Source organism: Ensifer sp. Root278, from assembly GCF_001429285.1.
Taxonomy (GTDB): domain Bacteria; phylum Pseudomonadota; class Alphaproteobacteria; order Rhizobiales; family Rhizobiaceae; genus Ensifer.
Genome location: NZ_LMJJ01000013.1, coordinates 1 through 20,757, shown reverse-complemented (window position 1 = coordinate 20,757; position 20,757 = coordinate 1). Strand labels below are relative to the sequence as shown.

Here is a 20,757-nt window from a genome sequence, read left to right as displayed (position 1 = left end):
TTCTTGTAAATCGCGAAGCCTGCGCTGTTCGAATTCACAGTGCCAGATGAAGTAACCCTGTATGTGACTTTTTCGCCGGCGAGGACGCTAAGGTTAGCCTGCCACAACTCGCTTGTATTCGAGAGGGAAACGCCGCTCCCCCACGTTGCGTTGATCGCACTGCAACCAGCCGATTGAGCGTGCGCACTCTGGAAAAACGCCAGGCTGATCAAGAAGGCAGCCACGAAGGCGAACCAGGCCTTCCACGGCCGAAGGACTGCATTGGTGACGGCCCGGAGCATCCAGGCGGCGGCGGAGAGAGCCGACAGAAAGCGCTTAAGCATTTTCAGCCATGTGAACGCCATGCCTGCAAAAGCAAGCACAAGAACAACTATCGTTGATGTCATCGGTTCCCCGTCCGCCTTCCCCCGAAGGTCGTCCAAATCGCGCAAGCACCCGCAATCCATGCCCAGGTGCAGCAGAGCTTTCCTACAGTGAAGAACTTTTGCCCAGCTTGTGAGCCAGAAAATCGCAAGTTATGCGTGCAGTATCATCCATAGATTGTTGTCATGGTTCGCGCCACACGTATGATGCGATTTGCCCAATTTTTTCTACGGAGCGTTGCAACAAGGCTGGCTACGTCACTGGGAAAAATCGTCTGCCATCGAGGTCGCGTCATACGGCATCGCCTTGGTATCGGTTGAGAGAAATGTCCATCGCGGTCGCCATTCGATGGACCTCTGCCAGCACGGGTTCGAAGATCGCGTTGCGGCGCTCAAGTTCGGCGTGTTCGGCAAGATATGCCGGCACGAGTTCGGAAATTTCATCGAAGACGGCCTGTTCATCCACCGTGGTCAGGCGTCCGCCCTGCATGACGATTCGTCCGGCAACCATCACTGCTTCCACCGACGATCCGTTTTCCGAATAGACAAGGTGTTTGGCGACATCGTTGAGCGGCACGAAGGGATAATTTCGCATATCCAGGACAAGAAGATCGGCCGACTTGCCGACTTCCAGGGAACCGGTCACCTGTTCCAGCATCGCCGTCTTGGCGCCGCCGATGGTCGCCATGGTGAGGATCTCGTCCGCCCTGAGCCATTTCTCGTAGTCAGGACCGGCGGCACTATGAACGAGACCGGCGACGCGCATGACGTCGAAGATGCGAGACGTGTCGTTCGACGAAACGCCATCCGTGCCAAGGCCGATCGTCACACCGGCATCGAGCAGGCGGCGGATCGGCGCGATCCCGGCCCCAAGCTTCAGGTTGGAGACGGCGTTGTGGGCAACGGAGACGCCCGCCTCCCCCATCAGCTCGATGTCCTCGTCGCTGACCCACACCGAATGCGCGATGGTCGTGTTGCGTTTCAAAAGGCCGAGATCGTGCATATAGGCGATCAAGGACCTGCCGTGATGAACGAGCCCCGTCACCGCCTGCGTCTTGGTCTCGAGGACATGCGTGTGGAACGGCACATGCCTTTCAACTGCCAGCTCCATACAGGCCGCCATGAGATCGGGCGTGCAGCGCTGCGGCGCGGAAGGTGCGATCATGAACTGCAGGCGGCCCGACATCCCGTGCAGGCTGGAAAAGGCAGCGCGGCAATAGTCCGCATACGCTCCTGCCGACATCGGCGGACCAAAATCGAGAAGATCCTGCATCGCCGAGGGCATTATCTCGCGCACAAAAGGCAGCGCATCAAGCGTATGCACATTCATCGCCGCGCTGGAAATATTGGCGCGGATTCCGGCATCGTCGTAGGCGCGAAAGACGGTGGCAAGCCGGTCGAGATCGTGCCGGGGCGGGTCGAAAAAATCGTCGCAGAGCGTCGTGACGCCGTTGCGCAGCGATTCCATCGCCAGCAGCAGGCTGCGCAGGTACAGCAGGCGCTCGCCGATCGGGTCGTTCATCAACAGCGGATAGGCATAGAGCAGCCAGAGTTCGAGCGGCATGCGCTCATAGCGCCCCCGCAGGAATGTCTCACTGGAATGCGTATGGGCATTGACCAGTCCCGGCAGGACCAGCTTGCCGCGTGCCTCGATAATTTGGGCGTCGGGCCTGGCGGCAAGGCCCGACCCGATCGATCTGATCTCGGTGCCTTCGATCAGGATGTCAGCGGCAAATGGTGTTGCGCCGTGAGCGCGGTCCATCGCAACTATCGTCCCATTGCGGATGAGAATTTCGCTCATGACAAATGCCCCGGAAACCACCGAATGACCTGAGGATGGCGTCCGCCGCGCATCATGATTACTGATCCCTGAGCTCGGCGAACGAGCTTGCGGCTTTCGCGCCGCCGCGAAGCTTTCCGGACAGCCAGACGCCGAAAACCGTCGCGAGATAGGGCAATGCCTGCAGGAGATCGTGCGGAATCCTGTCGCCGAACGTCAACTGCGCCCGGATGCCGATGGCGCCGACGATGGCAAAGAACAAGGCGGCGAAGGTGGCACCCACGGGATGGGCCGCGCCAAAGATGACGGCAGCAAACGCCATGAAGCCGCGACCGGCCGTCATGCCCTGGGCAAAGAACTGCAGGCTGCCAGCGGCAAGTTCTGCGCCGCCAATCGCGCACAGCACCCCACCGATCGAAAGCGCCACGAGCCGCATGCGCGAGGGGTTGGCGCCGACGCCGCGCGCAGCGAACGGATGCTCCCCGCAGGCGGCCAGCCGCAGGCCGAAGCGCGTTCGCCGCAACAGCACCCACATGGCAAAGACGACGAGCGGCATGGCCGCAACCGAGACCGACAGCACGCCATAGGAACCGAAGGCCGGCCCCAATTTTGGAATGCCGAAAGGTGCCGTTACGGTTGCCTGGCTGCCGAAGATAGACTGGACGGCGAGCGCCGTACCGCCGATGCCGAGACCAGTCAGCCCGAGGCCGGCGATAATAGGATTGGCCTTCAACCTGTCGATGACGAACCAGAGAAGCACCGAGGCCAGCACGCAGGCGATGATGGCGATGAGGATGGCGGCGCCGACGGACTTTGTGAGCATGATGCCGAGAATTGTCGCGCAGGCGCCGATGATCATCAGGCCCTCGAGACCGAGGTTCCAGACCCCTGCCCGCTGCGCGATAACGCCGGCGAGCGTGACGTAGATCAGCGGCGTACCGGAGCGCAAGATGGCGATGAAGATCTCATTCATGTCGAACGCCCTCCAAGGCGCAGCACCTTGTCGATGAAGGTAGAGCGCGCGGTTATGAACAGCGCGATCGCCGCGTTGATGATGTCGATCGCCGCCGACGGCAGCCCCGCCATGATCGGCAGATAGAGTGCCGCCGAGGCAAGGCCGCCGAAGAACACGGCAGCAACCGCCGTTCCGAGAACGGAGAGATTGGCGACAAGCGCGATCAGGATCGCGGTGAACCCGTGCGCCGGCAGGAAGCCCGAGGCGATGCGGCCGTTCGGCCCCATGAACTCGATGGTGCCGGCAAGGCCCGCAAGCGCCCCCGAAATGAGGAAACTGGAGAGGCCGAGCTTCCAGAGGCGCGCGCCCTGCCATTCCACCATCGTGCCATTGCGGCCGGCAAGGCTTGCCAGGACGCCGTAGGAAGTTCGGTTCACCAGCAGCCACATGAAGATGCCAACGACCACCGCGATTGCGATGATCGCCGGGGAGAGACCGAGAGAATTCGAGATGCGGTAGGCCGCATCAAGCGGGCGGCTCGATGCCTGCTGGCCGGAACCTGAGGGATCCTTCAGCGGCCCTGAGGTGACATAGACCAGAAGCAGGCCGGCCATAAAGTTGCCCATCAGCGTTGTGATGACCTCGTCGGTGCCGGAGCGGAGCCGCAGCAATCCCGGCCACAGCGCCCAGAGAGCACCCCCGAGCATGCCGGCAAGAAGCAAGGCCGGGATAACCAGAAAGGCTGGTCCGCCTTTCAGAGCTTCGGCAGCAAAGGCGGCACAGATGGCACCGACATAGAACTGGCCCTGGGCACCGATGTTGAAGAAACCCGCCCGGAAGGAAATGCCGACGCCGACGGCCGTTATGAACAGCGGCAGCGCCCATCTGAGACTTTGCTCGATCGCGCCGCTTCGCAGGAATGCTCCATCGAGCACCGCCCAGAGCGTCACCGGGGCATTGTAACCGGCAAGCTGGAACACGAGCGCGCAGAGGATGAGCGCGAAGATCACAAAGATCAGACTGCGGACGACGGTGATGAGACTGTCTTTCATGCGCTTGCCCCTGCAACGGCACCGGTCATGGCCGCTCCCACCAACCCTATGTCGAAGGGCGCACGGAACTCGCCGTTCAGGCGTCCCGACAGCATCACCACGACGCGATCCGATATGTCGAAGAGCTCGTCGAGATCCGACGAGATCAGCAGTATGGCCGCGCCACGGTCGCGCGCCTGCCGGAGCGCCTGCCAAACGAAGGCGGTGGCCCCGATATCGAGGCCGCGGGTCGGCTGGGCTGCGATGATCAGCTTCGCATCGGGATCGATCTCCCGGGCGAGGATCACCTTCTGCGCATTGCCGCCCGACAGGGACCCCGCCTTCTGCGCGGAATTGTGGTAGTGAACGCTCCATTCCTTGAGTGACCGGTCGCAGGCATCGCGCACTGCCGAGGGACGGATCAGCTTGAGCAGCCTGCCCTGCAGCAGCTCCCTCGCGCTCCAGTTCTGCCAGAGCGAACTCGTGAGGCTGAGACCTTCGACGTTGCGCTCGAAGGGAATGATCCTAAGACCGATCGCGCGACGGTCGGCGAGAGGTTCGCCAGTCACGTCATGGCCTGCAAGCTGGATCGATCCACTTGTCAGGTCGGCGAGAGCAGAGATAGCCCGCACCAGCGTCTTCTGCCCGTTGCCTTCCACCCCGGCGATACCCACGATCTCACCCGGGCGGATCTCCAGATCGATGCCATCGAGGGCAATGCCCCCGCTGTCCGGCCGGGTGGAGACGGCCTTCATCGAAAGGATGGCAGGGCCGGCCGCATGCGCCGGCTGATCGGAGTCCCCACGGACCGGTGACTTCGTTCCGACCAATGCATCGCGATCGTGCCGATCGAGCGTCTTCGCTACAGCCTCACCGACGATGAGGTTGGCCAATCGCTCGCCCGAAACCTCAGCCACCGGAAGCGGCCCTTCGACCTTCTGGCCGCCCCGCAGCACCGTGACCGTGTCGGCGATGCCCAGCACCTCGCGGATCTTGTGCAGGATGAGGATAACTGTCACCCCACGTTCCCTAAGGCGGCGAACGCGCGCGAACAGCATGTCGATGCCCGCGGGAGACAGGACTGCGGTCGGCTCGTCAAGAATGAGGACGCGCGCATCCGTGACCAGCGCGCGGGCAATCTCTATGCCCTGCTGGGTCTCGATCGGCAGGTCTCGGATACGCCGGTTCAAGTCGACCTGGACGTCGAGCCCCGCGAGATGCGCCCGCCATTTTTTAGCGAGCCCCTTGCGGCTATAGATGCCGCCCTTGCCCGTAGCGCCAAACTCCATGGTCTCGGCGACGGTAAAGGACGGTGGCAACGCAAAACTCTGGTGGACGAGCTCCACGCCCGCGGCCCGGCTTTCGCTGACCCGCCCCGTCCGGATGTCGTCTCCCATCACGTTGACCGCGCCGGAGGTCGGCTGGACGAGGCCGGCGGCAACCCGTGCGAAGGTGGTCTTGCCGGCCCCGTTCTGACCGACGACCGCATGGATATGGCCAGGAGCGAACGAAGCTGAAACCTCCGACAACGCCGTCACGTCTCCGAATTTGACGGTGACGTTCCGGCACTCCAGGGCCGATTTCGGAGAATTGGACATGCAATGGTTCCCATCGAGAGCGGGAGGTTCGCGGCTGTCAACAGGGCTGGAAACGATCCGCGAACCCCAGTGACCTTCCCCAAGAGGGAAGGTCTGTGCCGACGTCCTTCGAAACTTCGGGCTGGCTCCGCGAGCCAGCGTCAGGAGATCAAAGGGTGGTGTTGAACGGAACCTTGATCGATCCATCCAGGATGCCGGCGCGAATCTTGGCGACCTCGACCAGCGCTTCCTTCGCCTTGGCGTTCAGATCCGCCGGCCCCTGTTCGGTGAAGACCGGCGAGAGAATGAAGTCGATGACGCCGGTGCCAAGCCCCGTATGCTCGTGCGCTCCGCCGTTCCATTCGGGCCCAACCGCCTTGCTGGCCTCGTTGTAGAGCGAGGCGCCGAAGTCCAGGCTGACGATCGATATCAGGGATTTCGGACCGAGCTCATACTGTCCGGGCGCGAGGCAGCTCACCATGCGCCCTTCCTTCTCGTTGGCCGCGGCAATGATGCCGCCGTCGGTGGCCGCCGCATCGGTCTGGATGTAGTCGATGCCGTCATTGTACATCTGGGTAGCGATTTCCTGACCCTTTGCAGGGTCCTGGAACGAGCCTGCAAAGGCGGCGATGACGGAGGCATCCGGTCGAATGGAATGCACGCCGGCCTTGAAGGCGTTGAAGTCTGCGTTGAGAGGCGGGATGGAAACGCCGCCGATGAAGCCGGTCTTGCCGGTCGACGACATCTTGGCCGCGAAAACTCCCGACAGATAGCAACCAAGATAGTAGTCGTAGGAAACGGTCACCACGTTCGGGATTGCCGGCTCGAAGGGGTCGGCGAAAAGCTGGATCCACTTGGTGTTGGGATAGGACGGCGCCAGCGCTTTGAAGGGCTCGGCCACTTCGTTGAAGGTCGAGACGATGATCGCCGCGCCCGCATCTCCCAGCGTGCGGTAGACCGTCTCGTAGGTCGCCGGATCCTGCGCGTAGACAGCGCGGTATTCGAAGCCCTTTTCTTCCGAAAGCTGCTTGAGCTTGGCGATCATCTGGTCCACCGGACCATTGTCGCCTGCAGCTTGCGTGTGGACCAGCGCGACCAGCCCGCCGGACGCACGGGCGAATTCGGGCACGATGCTGGCTGCAAAGCCGAGCGCCGCGGCACCCGCGCTCGCCTGCAGGAATGTCCGGCGCTGCATCATGTGCTGTGTAATCTTCCCAGTCTTGTCTGTCATGATCGTTCCCTCTTTTATCTTGTTGTTTCTCATTCGCATTTGCCACGGCGCTGGCGGTACTGGCGCCAGTTGCCGCCTCAAAGCGGCGGCGAATAGGAGGCCGGGTTCATAATCATCACCTCCTGCTTCTGGATCGCGTCCAGCGCCCAGACTTCGGAAATGAACTTCTGCCAGTCCGGATCGGCATACATGGCCGCGCGGCGCGCTTCGCGGTCAGCGAGGCTGTCGTAGGCCCACATCAGCACGGTCGTGTGAAGCGTTCCCAGTTCCGAGGCATAGAGACCGACGAACTTGTTGAGATGGCGCTTCTGCACGGGAAGGCCGTCGGCCTCGTACTTCTTCATCCACTTGTCGACCGTGCCGGGCTTGAAGGTGTAGGTGCGGTGTTCCAGGATCATCAGATTGCTTCCTATGCGTTCAGGACGAATTCGGCGCATTTCTCGCCGATCATGATGGCTGGCGCGTTGGTGTTGCCACTTGAGATGACCGGCATGATCGAGGCGTCCGCGACACGCAGCCCTTCGATACCGCGCACCTTGAGTCGCGCATCCACCACAGCCATGGGGTCGTTGCCCATCTTGGCGGTTCCAACCGGGTGGAAGGTTGTCATGGCGGTCGCCCGCAACCAGCTCGTCAAAGCGGCATCGTCGAGCGCTTCCGGCCCCGGTGCCAGCTCCTTGCCGCGATAGCGGTCGAAAGCCTTCTGGCCGACAATGTCACGGGTCAGCCGGATGGCATCGATCATCGTGCGAACGTCGAAATCGTCACGGAGGTAGTTGGCCTGGATCTTCGGCTTGTCCGTCGCGTTCGCCGAGCGCAACGTGATCTCGCCGCGGCTCACCGGATTGACGGGGCCGACGCGGATCGTGAACCCGTGGTTGGCCTCTACGGCCTGCTTCTTCCGGAACGGATTGGGGAAGTGCAGGTTGGCCGTCTTTTCCAGCGCCGGCATGAAGTGCAGCTGTATGTCGGGCGCAACCAGGCCGTCGTTCGAGCGGATGAAGGCACCGGCTTCATAGGGGAAGGTCGTGGTGACGCCCTCACCGAACAGCATGCCCTGGGCAACGGCGGGAATAAGCTTGTCCGCCCGCAGCTCGCTGAAGAGCGTGATCGGCTCCCGGCATTCCCAGCTCATGACGCAGTCGACGTGGTCCTGGAGGTTCTTGCCGACGCCAGGCAGGTCCAACACCGGCTCGATGCCAAGCGCCCGGAGCTCGTCCGCGGGTCCGATTCCGGACAGAAGCAACGCCTTGGGCGAATTGACCACCCCTGAGGAGAGGATCACCTCCCGCCCCGCACGGGCGCGTCCCAGCACGCCGTCTTTAAAATACTCGACGCCGCACGCCCGGTCGCCTTCGATGATCAGGCGCGTGATCTCCGCCCCCGTCAGCACGGTGAGGTTCTTGCGGCCGAGTGCCGGACGCAGGAACGCCCATGATGTGGACCAGCGCTTTCCCTTGCGGATGGTGAAGTCATAGCGGCCAAAGCCTTCTTGCGTCTCTCCGTTGAAGTCATCGTTGGCCGGATAGCCGGCCTGGATGCCCGCCTCGCAGAACACGTCCATCAGCGGATTGTTGCCACGGGCTCGGCAGACGGTGAGTTCCCCGTCGCCACTGTGGAAGGCATCCTTCCGCTGTACATGCGTTTCGGAACGTCGGAATGCCGGCAGCACTTCCTCATAGGACCAGCCGGGCAATCCGAGCTGCGACCAGCGATCGTAGTCGTGGCGATTGCCGCGCACGTAGATCATGCCGTTGATGGTGGAGGTCCCGCCCAGCACTTTGCCGCGCGGCCAATAGAGCGAGCGGCCATTGAGATAAGGCTCGGGCTCGGTGTGATAATGCCAGTTGTAGATGCCCGAATGGAACAGCTTGCCCATCAGCATCGGCAGCCGGAACAGCGGGTTGCGATCCTTGCCGCCAGCCTCGATCAAAAGCACGCGGTTTGCCGGGTTCTTCGACAGACGGTTCGCAAGGACACAACCGGCCGAGCCCGCGCCAACGACGATGAAATCATATTCCGGGTTACGCGCCATGGTTCACCACGCGATGGGCCGGCCGCCCATCGCCTCCAAATAAGAATTGCAGAGAAGGAACGGATTTTCTCGGCCGAGCACCTTGTCGGCAAAGGCGGGATGCTCGCGCTGGACATAGGCGACATGGTCCGTGCGCCCCTCGGCAACGCCGGCTTCCGAAAAAATGTCAGCCGCAGCCGCGCCGAAGCCGAGGAAAACGACCGGCTTGCCTCGCGCCACAAGCATTTCGACCACGCGCAGCATCAACGGCCGCCAGAAGGACAGATGCCCGCGCGACTGGTGTGGATCGATATCGACACGGAAGCGAGAGAGCGTCAGCGAGGCATTGAGCAGGAGAACACCCTCCCCGACCCAACGGTCGGCGATCAGGCTCGGCGGCTCGAACGAACCCGCCGGATCGCACAGCAGATGCCGCACATCGGGCCAGTGGTCGAAATCGCGCGCCAGACTTTCGTCACCAAGGCGTGCGGCCGCAATCAGCTGCATGTAGGCGCGAATGCTCTTCGAGAACATCTTGTCCAGCTCACCCCAGGCGGCGAGATTGCCGGCCTCGAAAGCGCGCCCCGTCGCAAAACCCGGTTCGGGATAAGGATCCTGCCCAAGAACCAGGCAGCGAACGCCATCGGGCGCAATTCCGTCGAACGCCGCCAGGGCATGCGCGCCCCTTGGCTGACCGGGAAAAACCTTGCCGCGGCGCGCCGGGAAGATCGGCTCCCACGGCTCCAGTTCGAGGTCCGCATCGATACGGGCGAAATCGTCGCCGACGGGGCCGAGCGCATCGCGCCATGCATTCGGAAGGTCGCCCTCCCAGCCTGCAAACGTCTCCGCCATTGCCTCCTTCAAGCGCATCGGCATTACGGCTCTCCTTCCGTTCATTGAGGATGAGACTAGACAAAAGCTGACCAAAGTGTCAACTTTCAAAAGCAAAAAAAATGACGACTCGGTCAACGTTTCTTGACTGCATCGTCAACTTATGGCGAAGGGCGATACGCTTGCATTTCGCTGGAAAACGCGGCAATTGCAAAGGCAATCTCGCCACCACGCATGATTGCCTGGTAGGAAGCGACGGCGAGATGGAGGCGAAACCATATGGCAAGGGCAGTACGAGATCCCGAAGAGCGCATCCGCGAACGTAACGTGCGGCTGATCATCAAGGCGGGGATCGAGATATTTGCCCGCAAGGGCTTCGATGGCACGCGCATCGCCGAGATTGCCGAGGCTTCGGGCCTGCCCAAGGCAAACGTCTACTACTACTTCTCGTCCAAGGAGGAGATCTACACCGCCATCATCGCGCATCTGCTCGCCAGTTGGGACGATGCACTGAAATACATTTCGCCGGAGCGCGAACCGGCGGAGGCGTTCAGGCTCTACATCAAGGCGAAGCTGGAATACACGCGCAAGAACATGGCCGAGTCCCGGCTCTTCGCCAGCGAAATCATTCAAGGCGCCCGCTTCCTGACCAAGAAGGATCGCGAACACATCCGTCAGGTAACGGATACTCATGTCGCGGTCATCGAGGGCTGGATCGCCGCTGGCAAGATGCTGCCGGTCGATCCACGTCATCTCTTCATCATGCTCTGGGCGTCGACCCAGTTTTACTCGGACTTCGAACCCGTCGCCGTCGACGCGCTCAAAAAGCCCCGTTTGAAAGCCGATGACTACGAAAAGGCGGCGGCCACGATCACCGAGACGATCCTGAGAGGTATCCTCCGGCAGCCCTAAGCCCGGCGAGCGAACAAAGGCGCTTGCGCACGATCCTGGGCTGTACGGCCGGGTGATCAAGCTCGTTTCAGGTTGGCGCTTACCGCAAAACTTCGCCACGCGGCGACATCAAACAAGATCGAAGAAGCACCGGACGTTGCCTTTTTGGCAATCGACGTTGCGAATATCTGTGCTTCTTCGGCAAGGGAAACTCTGGATAATTGGCCGTGCAAGCAACTCTTCAGAGACCAGCAAGATGGCCTATGTCATTACCGAACCCTGCATCGACGTGAAGGATGGCGACTGCACCGCCGCCTGCCCTGTCGACTGCATCTACGAGGGTGGCCGTACCTTCTACATCCACCCCGATGAATGCATAAATTGCGGGCTCTGTCTTTCGATCTGCCCCGTCGATGCCATCGTCTGGGATCACGAGATCGCCGACAACCAGCGCCATTTCATCGCTGTGAACAAGGAGTTCTTCGGAGCCGACGTCACCGGAATGGGCTCACCGGGCGGGTGGAGCAAGGAGTGCTCGACGGTGCAGGACCATCCCTTCGTTGCCGCCTTCGAGAAAGCGGTAACCGTCGCATAAGCAGACCTGATCCACAGGAGCAAGACAGGGCAGCTGCACAGACGCAGGTCGACGGTTGCCCAGAGAAACGAAACTTGAGGCCGGTAGAAAGCCGTCCCATCTCGGCCCTCGCCGCACGTATCCCGAGATGTTTTTGCGGCCTCGCCGCTTGGGCTCACCAGCCGGAATAATAGGCCCGCGTCGCCGCGGCGAGCTTGGTCACGAGTTCACGCTCGCAGTTCAGCCGCGGAAGGTCCGCACGCGCCTGCTGCAGGAGTTCGGCCCGGGCACCTTCGAAATCGACCTGAGTCAGCTTCCCATCGCGCATGATCTCCTGTCCGCCGACGTAAAGTCCCTTCGCGTGCGCCGCCGTCATTCGCGTGAGCAGAACCTCGGCCTCGTCCAGATCGTCTATCAAGCTATCGGCGATCAGCGCACCGTAGTCCACGAGGACGAGGTCTTCGTTCGCTGGCGCATTCACAACCTTGGCGCCGACATGGATCGCGGCATCGAAGACGCGACGTGCCGTAAAGGTCCGCGCCAGGTCGCGGCCACCGTGCAACAGATGGCCGAGGCGCAGTTCGCGCCAAAGGTCCTGGTCGTCGTCAAACCCCGTGCCGTCGAGGCCGAAAGCGAAGGCGGGCCCGCTTGCCGGAATGGCAGCGAGCGGCGCCACGCCTGAACGCAGGCGCAAGTTTGCCGACGGGTTCGAAACAAGTTGCACACCCCTTGCTGCCAGCAGCCCCAGCTCATCCGGCCGCAGTTGAACGCCATGGGCAACGGCAAGGCGGGGCGAGAGGAAGCCGATATCGTCGAGGTATCGGACGACCCCTTGCGGAAAGCGCCTGTCCAGCCACAGCCTCTGCCTTGGGCTTTCGAGGAGATGCATGTGAATGCGACGACCCGTTGCGTGAGAGGCCTCGGCGATGCTTTCGAGCAGTGCATTGGAGCACCACTGCGGCCCGATCGGGCCGTACTGGACATCGATCAGCGGGTTGGTGTTGGCTGCGGCGACCGAGTCGGCCGCCGAAATCTGGATTGAAGGCGGGGCATATTGGGGGATCGAGGCACTGAGTTCGTCCCAGTCTGCCGGAGCGAGATACGGCCGCAATCGCTGCGGCCCGCCATCATAAGCCCACGGATCGTAGTCGAGAAGCGGGCAGGATAGCGCAAGTCTGATGCCTACGTCGCGGGCCGCGCGCATCACCGCACCAGCCTCCTCCACCAGTCGGTCGACATTCAGCGAATTGTGACAATGCATGGTCGCACCGATGCCCGTTTGCGCCAGCCGGGAGAATGCCACGAGCGCTTCCAGGTAGGGATCGGTGCGCGGTCGGAGCCGAAGCCCGGGGATCCAAACTTCCAGAGCATCGTCGACATTGCCGAAATCGAGCGTGCGGATGCCATAGCCGTGGTCATGCGCGTTGACGGGCGGCGGCATCAGGAGGGCATTGGCCGGGATCGCAGCCGAGGAGGCACCGTCAGGCAGATGCCGCAAGAGGTTTGGCTCACGCCTTGCGGCCTCGTGGCCAGGATGCAAAAGAAGTCGCCCGGGGACCTGGCGTTCACTCAAGGATTGATTGCCTCCATGATCTGGTCGCTGAACCTCAGCAGTTCCGCACCAACGAATTCGATGACGGCTTCGGCCGCGTGGGTTCGCTGCCGGCGTCGCTGCACGAGAATTCCGATATGCAGGTTCTGAAGGCGCGATCCGGAAAGCGGTATCGGAACGACATCGCCTGCCTTGATTTCCGCGAGGAAGCCGATCGGCGTGAAGAAAGCCACTCCCTGCCCCGAGATGATGAATGGCTTGAGCATCATCTGGCTGTTCGACAGCACAAAGGGCCGCCCGGTTCGTTCGAAGACCGAGAGTTCGATTTCGATGAGCGAGCGGATCGGCTGCGTATCGAGTTGCAGAAGCAGGTCGTACTGAGCGCATTCGGCGAGCGAGACCTGCCGCTGCTTCGCCAACGGATGTCCCCGTCCGACGAAAGCCATCAGCGGCATCGGTACGCGAAAGAGCATCTCCGTGTCGTCTGGACGGGCGAGATCAAAGGTCAACCCCATGTCGACATCACCTTCGGCAACCAGGCTGCTGATGTTGCCGTGACCGGCGGTGTGGATATGGAAGCTCACGCCCGGATGGATGCTGTGGAACGTGTTGACCATGTCCGGCAGGAACTGGATGGCCAGGCTGTCCAGACAAGACATTTGCACGCGACCGGCCTTTTTTCCCTGCAAGGCGCCGAGGTCGCTGCGCAGAAGCTCGAAATTCTCAAGCGTGACCCGGGCGTGGCGCAGCACGTTTTCCCCGGCGACGGTCAGCCTCAGGCCGTTCGAGAGCCGTTCGAACAGGGCGATCCCGAGCTCGTCCTCCAGTTTCTTGATCTGCCGGCTGACCGCCGAGGATGCGACGTGAAGCTCCTCGGAGGCCTTGCGAATGGACCCGGACCGCGCGACCGAGACGAAATATTTCAGGATGCTGGCGTGCATTCGATTGGAACCTCCCCTCCCCTGGGCTCCGACCTATAACACGCTCATCGTCCCCTCCAAACGGGCGCGCGCTTCTCCTGGAAGGCGCTGACGCCTTCCAGAGCATCCTCGCTTTTAAGCGCCTTCACGAGTGCAGGCGTGCGCAGCCCTTGTGCTTCCGCCGGCGACAGATGCCCGGTGCGATTGACAGTCTGTTTGATCGCGCGAAGCGAAAGCGGCGCGCAGGCGACGATTTCGGCCACCCAGCGGGCAACGGCGGCATCGAGCTCCTCGGGTTCAGCCACCTCGTTTACGATGCCGAAGCTTTGCATCTCGGCTGCGGAAAACCGCCGGCCGGTCAACAAAACGCCCATCGCGAGATTGTGAGGGATCCTGCGCTGGAGAAGCACCATGCCGCCATCGAGCGGCAGGCGTCCGACGCGGGCCTCGGGCAGACCGAACGCCGCCTTCGTCGAGGCAACGACGATATCACAACCGAGAACCATCTCGAATCCGCCGCCCAGCGCATAGCCGTTGACCCTGGCGATTACAGGAACATCCAGCGAGCGGCGAAAGGCGAGCCCGCCGAAACCGTTCGGCCGGCTCTCGCTCCAGTAGTCGAGGCCGGTCTTTTCGGCCCCTTTAAGATCCGCTCCGGCGCAAAATGCCCGTTCGCCTGCGCCCGTCAGCACGACGCAGCTTACGTCGTCGCGGGCTTCAATCTCCTGCCAGATAGCCTCCAGTTCGCCTTCGGTCGCTGCGTCCACCGCATTCATCCGTTCCGGACGGTTTAGCGTGACCGTCGCAACGCGGTCTTTTACGACGAACTCGACGCTCATGCCGCATCTCCCTGGCGAACGGGGAGCCCCGAGAGTATCTCGTCATTGTGCTCGCCGAGCTTCGGCGGGGCGATGCGCACCGTTACGGTCGCCGCCGACATATCGATCGGCGAACCGACCAGCCGGATCGGACCGGCCTTCGTTTCGCCGGCGTGAAGGATCATGCCGTTGATCACCGTCTGCTCGTCGTCGAGTGCTTCGGGAAGCGAGCGTACCGGCGCGCAGAGAATGTCCACCTGCTCCAGCCGGCCGAGCCAATGGGCGCTGCTGTTCTTCGCGAACGCCTCGCGGAAGACCTGCTGCAATTCCGGCCGGCGCTGCATCTGTGCGTCGAAATCGGCAAATTGCGGCCGTAGGGACAGATCCTCGATCTCCAATGCCGTGCAAATGTCGCGCAGCGGGTTCTGCTTGAACGCGCCGACCATGACGATGGCGCCGTCGGTGGTCTCGAACACGCCTGTCAGAGGGAAAGCGCCCCAGTTCAGGTCCTTCTCCCGCATCATGTGCGTGGTGCCTTCCTGCATCTGCATGGCGAGCATCGAGCTGTAGAGACTGACCGCAACCTGCTGGCCGTGGCCGGTCTTTTCACGGTGCAGCAAGGCAAGCAGAATGCCCTGGACGAGGTGCATGCCGGCCGAATAGTCGGCAAGCGGCGTCGCGTAGATCGACAGCGGATGGCTCGCGTCCGACTTGCGGCGCATGACACCGGAAAGCGCCTGCGCGAGGATGTCCTGTCCGCCCTTGTGCCGATAAGGCCCCTCCAGGCCAAAGCCCGTACCGACGGCGTAGATCAGCCGCGGATTGCTCTTCCTGAGCTCTTCATAACCGAAGCCCATGCGCTCCATGACATCGGGGCGAAAATTGTTGACGACCACGTCGGCCGTGTCGATCAGGGCGCGCACCGCGGCACGCGCCTCATCCTGCTTGAGGTCGAGCGCCAGGCTCTTCTTGTTGCGGTTGAGCGACGAGAAGACCGGATTGTTGAGGCCGTCCGGATCCGACCCCAGTGACCAGCGCGAGAGATCGCCGATCTTGGCCTTTTCGACCTTGATGACCTCGGCGCCATAGTCGGCCAGCATCTGCGTGCAGCACGGGCCCAGCATGACCTGGGTGAAATCGACGACGCGGATACCGTTGAGGGGAAGAGATGTCATTCTGCGGCCTCCAGATAGGTTGCATTATCGGATGGTACGTCGCCGGGATCGGCGCCCTGGGCCCGCAGCTGCTTCTGGATTGCCCGGACATCGGCGTCCCGCACCTTCACGCCGGCGTTGAGCGCAACGGTGGCGGCAACGCCGGCAGCCTCGCCCATCGCCATGCACGGCGGGATTTCGCGGCTCGACTTCTGGGCCTGGATCGTCGCCGAATAGTGCCTGCCCGCGACGATCAGCTGGTCGACTTCTTTCGGCAGCATGGCCCGGTAGGGCGTGTAGTAGTCGCGGCCGCGGCACACCGTATCGGCGAAGTGCTGGCGGTTCATCACGTCGTCCTTGGTAACGACATATTCGCCCTGGAGCAGTCGCGACTGGCGCACGCCCGTCTGTGGTGCAAAATCGATCACATGGGCATTTTCGAAGCCCGGCAAGTTGGCCCGCGCGAAGTCGAGCAGGCGAGCAATGCGGGACCGCCCTTCGAGTTCCGCGTAGGTCAGGTCTTCGACGTTGAGGCCGGAGAGCTTCGGCATGTGCGGGCAGTTCAGCCAGATGACGCCCGGCAGCGGCGTCTTCAACCACCAGAACGACCAGCAACCGCCGATCAGACGCTTGGCCTCATGATCGATCGCCTTGAACTTTTCCGGTTCTTCGAATTCGAAGCGCTCTGCTGCGGCGGTGTCGATCCCACCCCAGCGGGAAACGGTCGTCAGGATGAAATTGCCGTCCGTATGCTGGGCGCCGGCGTCGGCAGCGACGTCGAGGTCGCCCGAGGCGTCGATCACGACGTCGCCCATGATGGCCTCCCGACCGGATTTCGTCTGGCAGACCACGCCCTTCATCGTGCCGTTTTCGACGATCGCCGAGGAGAACCAGCTGTGCGTCCTCAGCTTCACGCCGGATTCGCGAAGGATGTCATAGGAGACCCGTTTGAACGCGTCCGGATCAAAGGCGGCCGCATAGCAGATCGGATGTGGCGCGGATGGCGTGTGGAAGTCGAACAAGCCCCAGCGCGCCCACTTTTGCCAGGCTTCCGGCGTGTCGCGAAAGTCGAGCTGGCGGTCGCCGTCCGTTGGGGTGACGCAGAGACCGAGCGTCTTCATCCGTTCGATCATCTCCATGCAGATGCCGCGCACGGTGATTTCAAGCCCGTTGACCATGTCGTCGAGGACCAGAACCATGCCGCCAGCGGCAAGGCCGCCGACATAGGGGTAGCGTTCCAGCAGCGTGACGCTCGCTCCCGTGCGCGCCGCCGAAACCGCGGCGGAGATGCCAGCCGGTCCGCCGCCGACGACGACCACGTCGGAGCGGTCGACGATCCTGGCATTGCGCGAGGGTTCTTTGATTGTTTCCATAATCGTTCCTCCATAGGGGACCTGTCCGGCGAAATGTGAGGAGCTCACAGCCAGTGACTTCGTCGGTTGACCGGACCCGGATATCCAGGTCCGGCAGCAAGGGGTTTGGGGGTCAGTGGTCCGTCGTCGGTTTCCAACGGACGATCTTCGATTCCGCGAACGAAACAGCGAAGAAGAGAACCACGGCAAGCGAAGCCGCAATCACCACTGTCGCATAGAGCAGAGGCGAACGGAAATTGTAGGTCGCCTCGATGATCAGGGCGCCGAGGCCGTAGCTGGAGCCGATCCACTCGGCGACAATCGCGCCCATCACGCTGCTGGTTGCCGCAATCTTCAGCGCAGCGAAAAGGAAAGGCAGCGAGCCTGGCAGGCGAACCCTCCAGAAGATTTCGGAGTTGCTGGCAGACAGGATGCGCATCAGATCGAGCATTGCGGGGCTCGCCGACTTCAGTCCCTGGACCATGTTGACGAGGGTCGGGAAGAAACAGATCAGGCCTGCAATGATGATCTTCGGTGCGATGCCGTTGCCGACGAGCAGCACCAGGATCGGCGCCAGCGCGATGATCGGGATCGACTTGATGATCACGGCGATCGGATAGAAGGCGCGCTCGGCGAGCGGGCTGTGGACGAACCAGACCGCCAGAAGAACGGCAATGACATTGCCGAATATGAAGCCGAGAACCGCTTCCATGAGCGTCGGCCAGAAGTTCGTCCACAGGATGCCGGCGTTTTCGCCGAAGGCCTTGATGACGTCGACTGGCCCGGGCGCCATGAACGTTGGCACCGAAAAGCCCCAGACGACGAGCTGCCAAAGCAGGATGCAACCAAGGATCGCAAGCGTCGCCGGCAGATGTCGCAGGGCAGCGCTGACGGCAGCGTCGAGCGCCCTGAACCTGTTGCCGTCAGTCAAGTCGCGGCCATCCGCTTGTGATGGTAGGGCATTTGCCATCAGCATTCTCCCAAAAGTTTGCGCAGATAGGCGGTAACCTTAATGAACTCGACCGTGTCGCGCATCGCGAGAGACCGCGGATAGGGTAAGTCGACCTTCATGAACTCCTTCACTCGGCCCGGATGGGCCGCGAGCATCAGCAGATGTTGACCGAGAAAGACCGCCTCGGGGATCGAATGGGTAACGAAGAGGATGGTGGTCCCGGTTTCCTGCCAGAGGCGCAGCAACTCTTCGTTCAACTTGTCGCGCGTGATCTCGTCGAGCGCGCCGAAGGGCTCATCCATCAACAGGATGCGGGGCCGGGTCACCAGCGCGCGGGCGATCGCCACGCGTTGGCGTTGGCCGCCCGACAGTTCGTGCGGCATCGCCTTTTCGCGCCCCTTCAGCCCGACGAGAGCCAGAAGTTCTTCCGGATCCGCGTAGGTCGCACCCGCTTCGCGTTTTCCCACCAGCAGCGGGAGACGCACATTGTCGATCACATTGCGCCATGGCAGCAACGTCGCCTCCTGGAAGACGAAGGCGAAATCGCGGCCCTCGCGCGCCTTGCGCGGCGTCTGGCCATGCACGGACACGGAGCCATCGGTGATGTGCACGAGATCCGCGACCGTGCGCAACAGGGTGGACTTGCCGCAGCCGGACGGGCCGAGCATGGTCACGAGCGAGCCGGCAGGTATCTCGACCGAGACGTCGGAGAGTGCGGTGAAGCCGGAGTCATCTGCGCCGAAGCGGATATGAAGATTCTTCACCGACACGGCGGAGCTACCGACTGCTGCCTGGTTGGGTCTGCTACGCGTTTCCAGCATCGCCTTAACCTACGCTCTTGCGGACATCGGCTGTCGCATCCAGGATTGCCATCGTGTAGACGTCGTCTGCATTCGGGACGGGGCCCGTGAACTGTCCGAGATCCGCATAGGTCTTGATCTGCTCTTCCCAGTTTGCCTGGTCCATGCCACCCCATCCCTCGGTAGCGGTGGTTTCGTTGAACACGAACTTCATCAGCGGCCCGATGGCCTCGATCTCGCTCGCCTTGTCCAGGTTCGGGTAGGATTCGAGCAGGATGTCGACGGCCTCTTCCTGGTGATCGCGCGCATGGCCCCATCCGCGTGCCGAACCCGACACGAATGCAGCAAGGTGGTCCGCGTGATTTTGCAGCTGGTCGTCGGTGGTATAGTAGACGTTGGCATAGAGGCGGATACCGCCGTCCCATAGCGTCAGGTCGACCCGGTCATCACCCAGAACCTTCAAGGCGTTGACATTCGTCAGCCAGCCACAGACCGCATCAGCCTGGCCGGTCACGAGCTGGTTCATGTCCGAACCCATGTTGACGATCTTGACCTGGTCTTCCGATATCCCGTTCTTGGCGAGGAGCGCACGAAGCAGAATGACCGAAGTCGGGATCGCTGCGATCGTCTTGCCGATCATGTCCTGAGGCTTGGCAATCGGGTTTGCCTTGCGGGAGAAGTACGCGAAGGGATGTTTCTGGTAGCCGGCTGCGAATGCCTTGATCGGCGCGCCGGCCGAACGTGCCAGCATCACCGATGGGCTGGAGGAGATCTGGCCGATCGTCGACTGGCCGACGGCGACGCCAGCAACGCCGTCGACATTCGGTCCGCCAGGCACGATTTCGAGCTCGATGCTCTTCTCGGCGTAGTAACCCTTCCTGCGGGCAACGAGTTCTCCAAGAAGCCCGTTGGAAGGCAGCCAGCCGAGCTGCATCCGAATCGTCGTGGAATCGGCGGCTAGACCGGGCGAAACATTGATAAGGCTATGGGTCGCAGCAATCGCGCCCATTGCGGCCGCATTCGAAAGGAAACCTCGGCGGTTCATCATAAAACGAGACATATCGTTCCCCTTGCTTGTTATGGGGTCGATGATGATGGAATTTGGCATCTCATAAAGCACAATTTTTAGCGGTTGGTATTGCCGATATGGCAACGCTCAAGGGCCATTCAGGTTTGCCGTTTCGGCAATGGCGGGCTCGAAAGATTGTGCTTTGTGCGAGTTCGATCCCGTCCGATAAGCGAAGACAGGATCAAAGTCTGAACGCCGCGGAGGTATAGATATGGTGCAGAAGAACCTGATCGACGGGGAATGGATCGCCAGTAGCGAAGTGTCCCGCAACATCAATCCATCGAACACCAACGATGTGGTGGGCGAATATGCCCGTGCGTCTGCCGACGATGCCCGCGCCGCGATCGCCGCTGCAAAGGAAGCGTTTCCGGCCTGGTCGCACTCCGGCATCCTCGAGCGCCACGCGATCCTGAGGAAGACCGCCGACGAGATCTTCGCGCGCAAGGACGAGCTCGGAAGGCTGTTGTCGCGCGAGGAAGGCAAGACGCTGGTCGAAGGCATCGGCGAGACGGTGCGTGCCGGCCAGATCTTCGACTTCTTCGCCGGCGAATGCCTGCGACTGGCGGGCGAAGTTCTGCCGTCGGCGCGACCCAATATCGGCGTCGAGATCACCCGCGAGCCGGTCGGCGTCGTCGGCATCATCACGCCCTGGAACTTCCCGATCGCCATCCCCGCCTGGAAGATCGCGCCGGCGCTTTGTTACGGCAACACCGTCGTCTTCAAGCCGGCCGAACTGGTGCCCGGCAGTTCCTGGGCCATCGTCGACATCCTCCATCGCGCCGGCCTGCCGAAGGGCGTGTTGAACCTCGTCATGGGCAAGGGCTCGGTCGTCGGCCAGGCGATGCTCGACAGCCCCGATATCCACGCCATCACCTTCACCGGCTCGACCGGCAC

Annotated in this window: 19 protein-coding genes; 3 read left to right on the top strand and 16 right to left on the bottom strand. The window is 62.1% G+C overall.

The window, feature by feature from the left end; translation table 11 throughout:
- Positions 1 to 654 precede the first annotated feature (654 nt).
- The 8 genes from ASE60_RS13745 to ASE60_RS13710 form a co-directional block, all read right to left on the bottom strand.
- Positions 655 to 2,163 carry an amidohydrolase gene (locus tag ASE60_RS13745; protein WP_057251129.1) on the bottom strand — a complete coding sequence of 503 codons (1,509 nt, stop codon included), beginning with the start codon at positions 2,161 to 2,163 and terminating at the stop codon, positions 655 to 657.
- Positions 2,164 to 2,221: 58 nt separating this feature from the next.
- Positions 2,222 to 3,115 carry an ABC transporter permease gene (locus ASE60_RS13740; RefSeq protein ID WP_057251128.1) on the bottom strand — a complete coding sequence of 298 codons (894 nt, stop codon included), beginning with the start codon at positions 3,113 to 3,115 and terminating at the stop codon, positions 2,222 to 2,224.
- Positions 3,112 to 4,149 (bottom strand): ABC transporter permease, encoded by a 1,038-nt coding sequence (locus ASE60_RS13735; RefSeq protein ID WP_057251127.1) that lies wholly within the window; start codon positions 4,147 to 4,149, stop codon positions 3,112 to 3,114. The genes ASE60_RS13740 and ASE60_RS13735 overlap by 4 nt, the downstream gene beginning before the upstream one ends.
- The gene (locus ASE60_RS13730) at positions 4,146 to 5,726 is read right to left on the bottom strand and encodes an ATP-binding cassette domain-containing protein (protein WP_057251126.1); all 1,581 of its coding nucleotides are present in this window, start codon (positions 5,724 to 5,726) and stop codon (positions 4,146 to 4,148) included. The genes ASE60_RS13735 and ASE60_RS13730 overlap by 4 nt, the downstream gene beginning before the upstream one ends.
- A gap of 148 nt (positions 5,727 to 5,874) precedes the next feature.
- On the bottom strand, positions 5,875 to 6,900 hold the full coding sequence (locus ASE60_RS13725; RefSeq protein ID WP_057251184.1) for a BMP family ABC transporter substrate-binding protein: 1,026 nt from the start codon (positions 6,898 to 6,900) through the stop codon (positions 5,875 to 5,877).
- 113 nt (positions 6,901 to 7,013) lie between these two features.
- Positions 7,014 to 7,334, bottom strand: a complete 321-nt coding sequence (locus ASE60_RS13720; protein ID WP_057251125.1) for an NIPSNAP family protein — start codon at positions 7,332 to 7,334, stop codon at positions 7,014 to 7,016.
- Between the two features lie 11 nt (positions 7,335 to 7,345).
- Positions 7,346 to 8,971, bottom strand: coding sequence for a choline dehydrogenase (locus ASE60_RS13715; RefSeq protein ID WP_057251124.1), 1,626 nt, complete (start codon positions 8,969 to 8,971; stop codon positions 7,346 to 7,348).
- 3 nt (positions 8,972 to 8,974) lie between these two features.
- Positions 8,975 to 9,802 carry a uracil-DNA glycosylase gene (locus ASE60_RS13710; protein WP_057251183.1) on the bottom strand — a complete coding sequence of 276 codons (828 nt, stop codon included), beginning with the start codon at positions 9,800 to 9,802 and terminating at the stop codon, positions 8,975 to 8,977.
- 258 nt (positions 9,803 to 10,060) lie between these two features.
- Here ASE60_RS13710 and ASE60_RS13705 point away from each other — a divergent pair, with 258 nt between their 5' ends.
- Positions 10,061 to 10,693: a TetR family transcriptional regulator C-terminal domain-containing protein gene (locus ASE60_RS13705; protein ID WP_057251123.1), complete on the top strand. Its 633-nt coding sequence runs from the start codon at positions 10,061 to 10,063 to the stop codon at positions 10,691 to 10,693.
- Positions 10,694 to 10,928: 235 nt separating this feature from the next.
- Positions 10,929 to 11,267, top strand: a complete 339-nt coding sequence (gene fdxA, locus ASE60_RS13700; RefSeq protein ID WP_057251122.1) for a ferredoxin — start codon at positions 10,929 to 10,931, stop codon at positions 11,265 to 11,267.
- Positions 11,268 to 11,421: 154 nt separating this feature from the next.
- Here fdxA and ASE60_RS13695 read toward each other — a convergent pair whose 3' ends face one another.
- The 8 genes from ASE60_RS13695 to ASE60_RS13660 all read right to left on the bottom strand — a co-directional run bounded on the left by ASE60_RS13695 (position 11,422) and on the right by ASE60_RS13660 (position 19,854).
- The gene (locus ASE60_RS13695) at positions 11,422 to 12,744 is read right to left on the bottom strand and encodes an amidohydrolase family protein (RefSeq protein ID WP_348272228.1); all 1,323 of its coding nucleotides are present in this window, start codon (positions 12,742 to 12,744) and stop codon (positions 11,422 to 11,424) included.
- 71 nt (positions 12,745 to 12,815) lie between these two features.
- Positions 12,816 to 13,739 carry a LysR family transcriptional regulator gene (locus ASE60_RS13690; RefSeq protein WP_057251120.1) on the bottom strand — a complete coding sequence of 308 codons (924 nt, stop codon included), beginning with the start codon at positions 13,737 to 13,739 and terminating at the stop codon, positions 12,816 to 12,818.
- A gap of 44 nt (positions 13,740 to 13,783) precedes the next feature.
- A complete protein-coding gene (locus tag ASE60_RS13685; protein ID WP_057251119.1) occupies positions 13,784 to 14,557 on the bottom strand; it encodes an enoyl-CoA hydratase-related protein in 774 nt (257 codons plus the stop codon).
- On the bottom strand, positions 14,554 to 15,711 hold the full coding sequence (locus ASE60_RS13680; RefSeq protein WP_057251118.1) for a CoA transferase: 1,158 nt from the start codon (positions 15,709 to 15,711) through the stop codon (positions 14,554 to 14,556). The genes ASE60_RS13685 and ASE60_RS13680 overlap by 4 nt, the downstream gene beginning before the upstream one ends.
- Positions 15,708 to 17,063, bottom strand: a complete 1,356-nt coding sequence (locus ASE60_RS13675; RefSeq protein ID WP_200964175.1) for an FAD-dependent oxidoreductase — start codon at positions 17,061 to 17,063, stop codon at positions 15,708 to 15,710. Before ASE60_RS13675 ends, ASE60_RS13680 begins: the two co-directional genes overlap by 4 nt.
- Positions 17,064 to 17,175: 112 nt before the next feature.
- Entirely contained in the window at positions 17,176 to 18,018 is an 843-nt protein-coding gene (locus ASE60_RS13670) for an ABC transporter permease (protein WP_112994721.1), read from the bottom strand.
- Positions 18,012 to 18,815 carry an ABC transporter ATP-binding protein gene (locus ASE60_RS13665; RefSeq protein WP_057251116.1) on the bottom strand — a complete coding sequence of 268 codons (804 nt, stop codon included), beginning with the start codon at positions 18,813 to 18,815 and terminating at the stop codon, positions 18,012 to 18,014. The genes ASE60_RS13670 and ASE60_RS13665 overlap by 7 nt, the downstream gene beginning before the upstream one ends.
- 4 nt (positions 18,816 to 18,819) lie before the next feature.
- Positions 18,820 to 19,854 carry an ABC transporter substrate-binding protein gene (locus ASE60_RS13660; protein WP_057251181.1) on the bottom strand — a complete coding sequence of 345 codons (1,035 nt, stop codon included), beginning with the start codon at positions 19,852 to 19,854 and terminating at the stop codon, positions 18,820 to 18,822.
- A gap of 220 nt (positions 19,855 to 20,074) precedes the next feature.
- Here ASE60_RS13660 and ASE60_RS13655 point away from each other — a divergent pair.
- The coding region (locus ASE60_RS13655) for an aldehyde dehydrogenase family protein (protein WP_156414637.1) at positions 20,075 to 20,757 on the top strand (683 nt) is incomplete at its 3' end.

Bases quoted from the DNA above. Each gene is read 5' to 3' on its own strand.
- ASE60_RS13745 (WP_057251129.1), bottom strand. From the start codon at position 2,163: ATGAGCGAAATTCTCATCCGCAATGGGACGATAGTTGCGATGGACCGC.
- ASE60_RS13740 (WP_057251128.1), bottom strand. From the start codon at position 3,115: ATGAATGAGATCTTCATCGCCATCTTGCGCTCCGGTACGCCGCTGATC.
- ASE60_RS13735 (WP_057251127.1), bottom strand. From the start codon at position 4,149: ATGAAAGACAGTCTCATCACCGTCGTCCGCAGTCTGATCTTTGTGATC.
- ASE60_RS13730 (WP_057251126.1), bottom strand. From the start codon at position 5,726: ATGTCCAATTCTCCGAAATCGGCCCTGGAGTGCCGGAACGTCACCGTC.
- ASE60_RS13725 (WP_057251184.1), bottom strand. From the start codon at position 6,900: ATGCAGCGCCGGACATTCCTGCAGGCGAGCGCGGGTGCCGCGGCGCTC.
- ASE60_RS13720 (WP_057251125.1), bottom strand. From the start codon at position 7,334: ATGATCCTGGAACACCGCACCTACACCTTCAAGCCCGGCACGGTCGAC.
- ASE60_RS13715 (WP_057251124.1), bottom strand. From the start codon at position 8,971: ATGGCGCGTAACCCGGAATATGATTTCATCGTCGTTGGCGCGGGCTCG.
- ASE60_RS13710 (WP_057251183.1), bottom strand. From the start codon at position 9,802: ATGGCGGAGACGTTTGCAGGCTGGGAGGGCGACCTTCCGAATGCATGG.
- ASE60_RS13705 (WP_057251123.1), top strand. From the start codon at position 10,061: ATGGCAAGGGCAGTACGAGATCCCGAAGAGCGCATCCGCGAACGTAAC.
- fdxA (WP_057251122.1), top strand. From the start codon at position 10,929: ATGGCCTATGTCATTACCGAACCCTGCATCGACGTGAAGGATGGCGAC.
- ASE60_RS13690 (WP_057251120.1), bottom strand. From the start codon at position 13,739: ATGCACGCCAGCATCCTGAAATATTTCGTCTCGGTCGCGCGGTCCGGG.
- ASE60_RS13685 (WP_057251119.1), bottom strand. From the start codon at position 14,557: ATGAGCGTCGAGTTCGTCGTAAAAGACCGCGTTGCGACGGTCACGCTA.
- ASE60_RS13680 (WP_057251118.1), bottom strand. From the start codon at position 15,711: ATGACATCTCTTCCCCTCAACGGTATCCGCGTCGTCGATTTCACCCAG.
- ASE60_RS13675 (WP_200964175.1), bottom strand. From the start codon at position 17,063: ATGGAAACAATCAAAGAACCCTCGCGCAATGCCAGGATCGTCGACCGC.
- ASE60_RS13670 (WP_112994721.1), bottom strand. From the start codon at position 18,018: ATGCTGATGGCAAATGCCCTACCATCACAAGCGGATGGCCGCGACTTG.
- ASE60_RS13665 (WP_057251116.1), bottom strand. From the start codon at position 18,815: ATGCTGGAAACGCGTAGCAGACCCAACCAGGCAGCAGTCGGTAGCTCC.
- ASE60_RS13660 (WP_057251181.1), bottom strand. From the start codon at position 19,854: ATGTCTCGTTTTATGATGAACCGCCGAGGTTTCCTTTCGAATGCGGCC.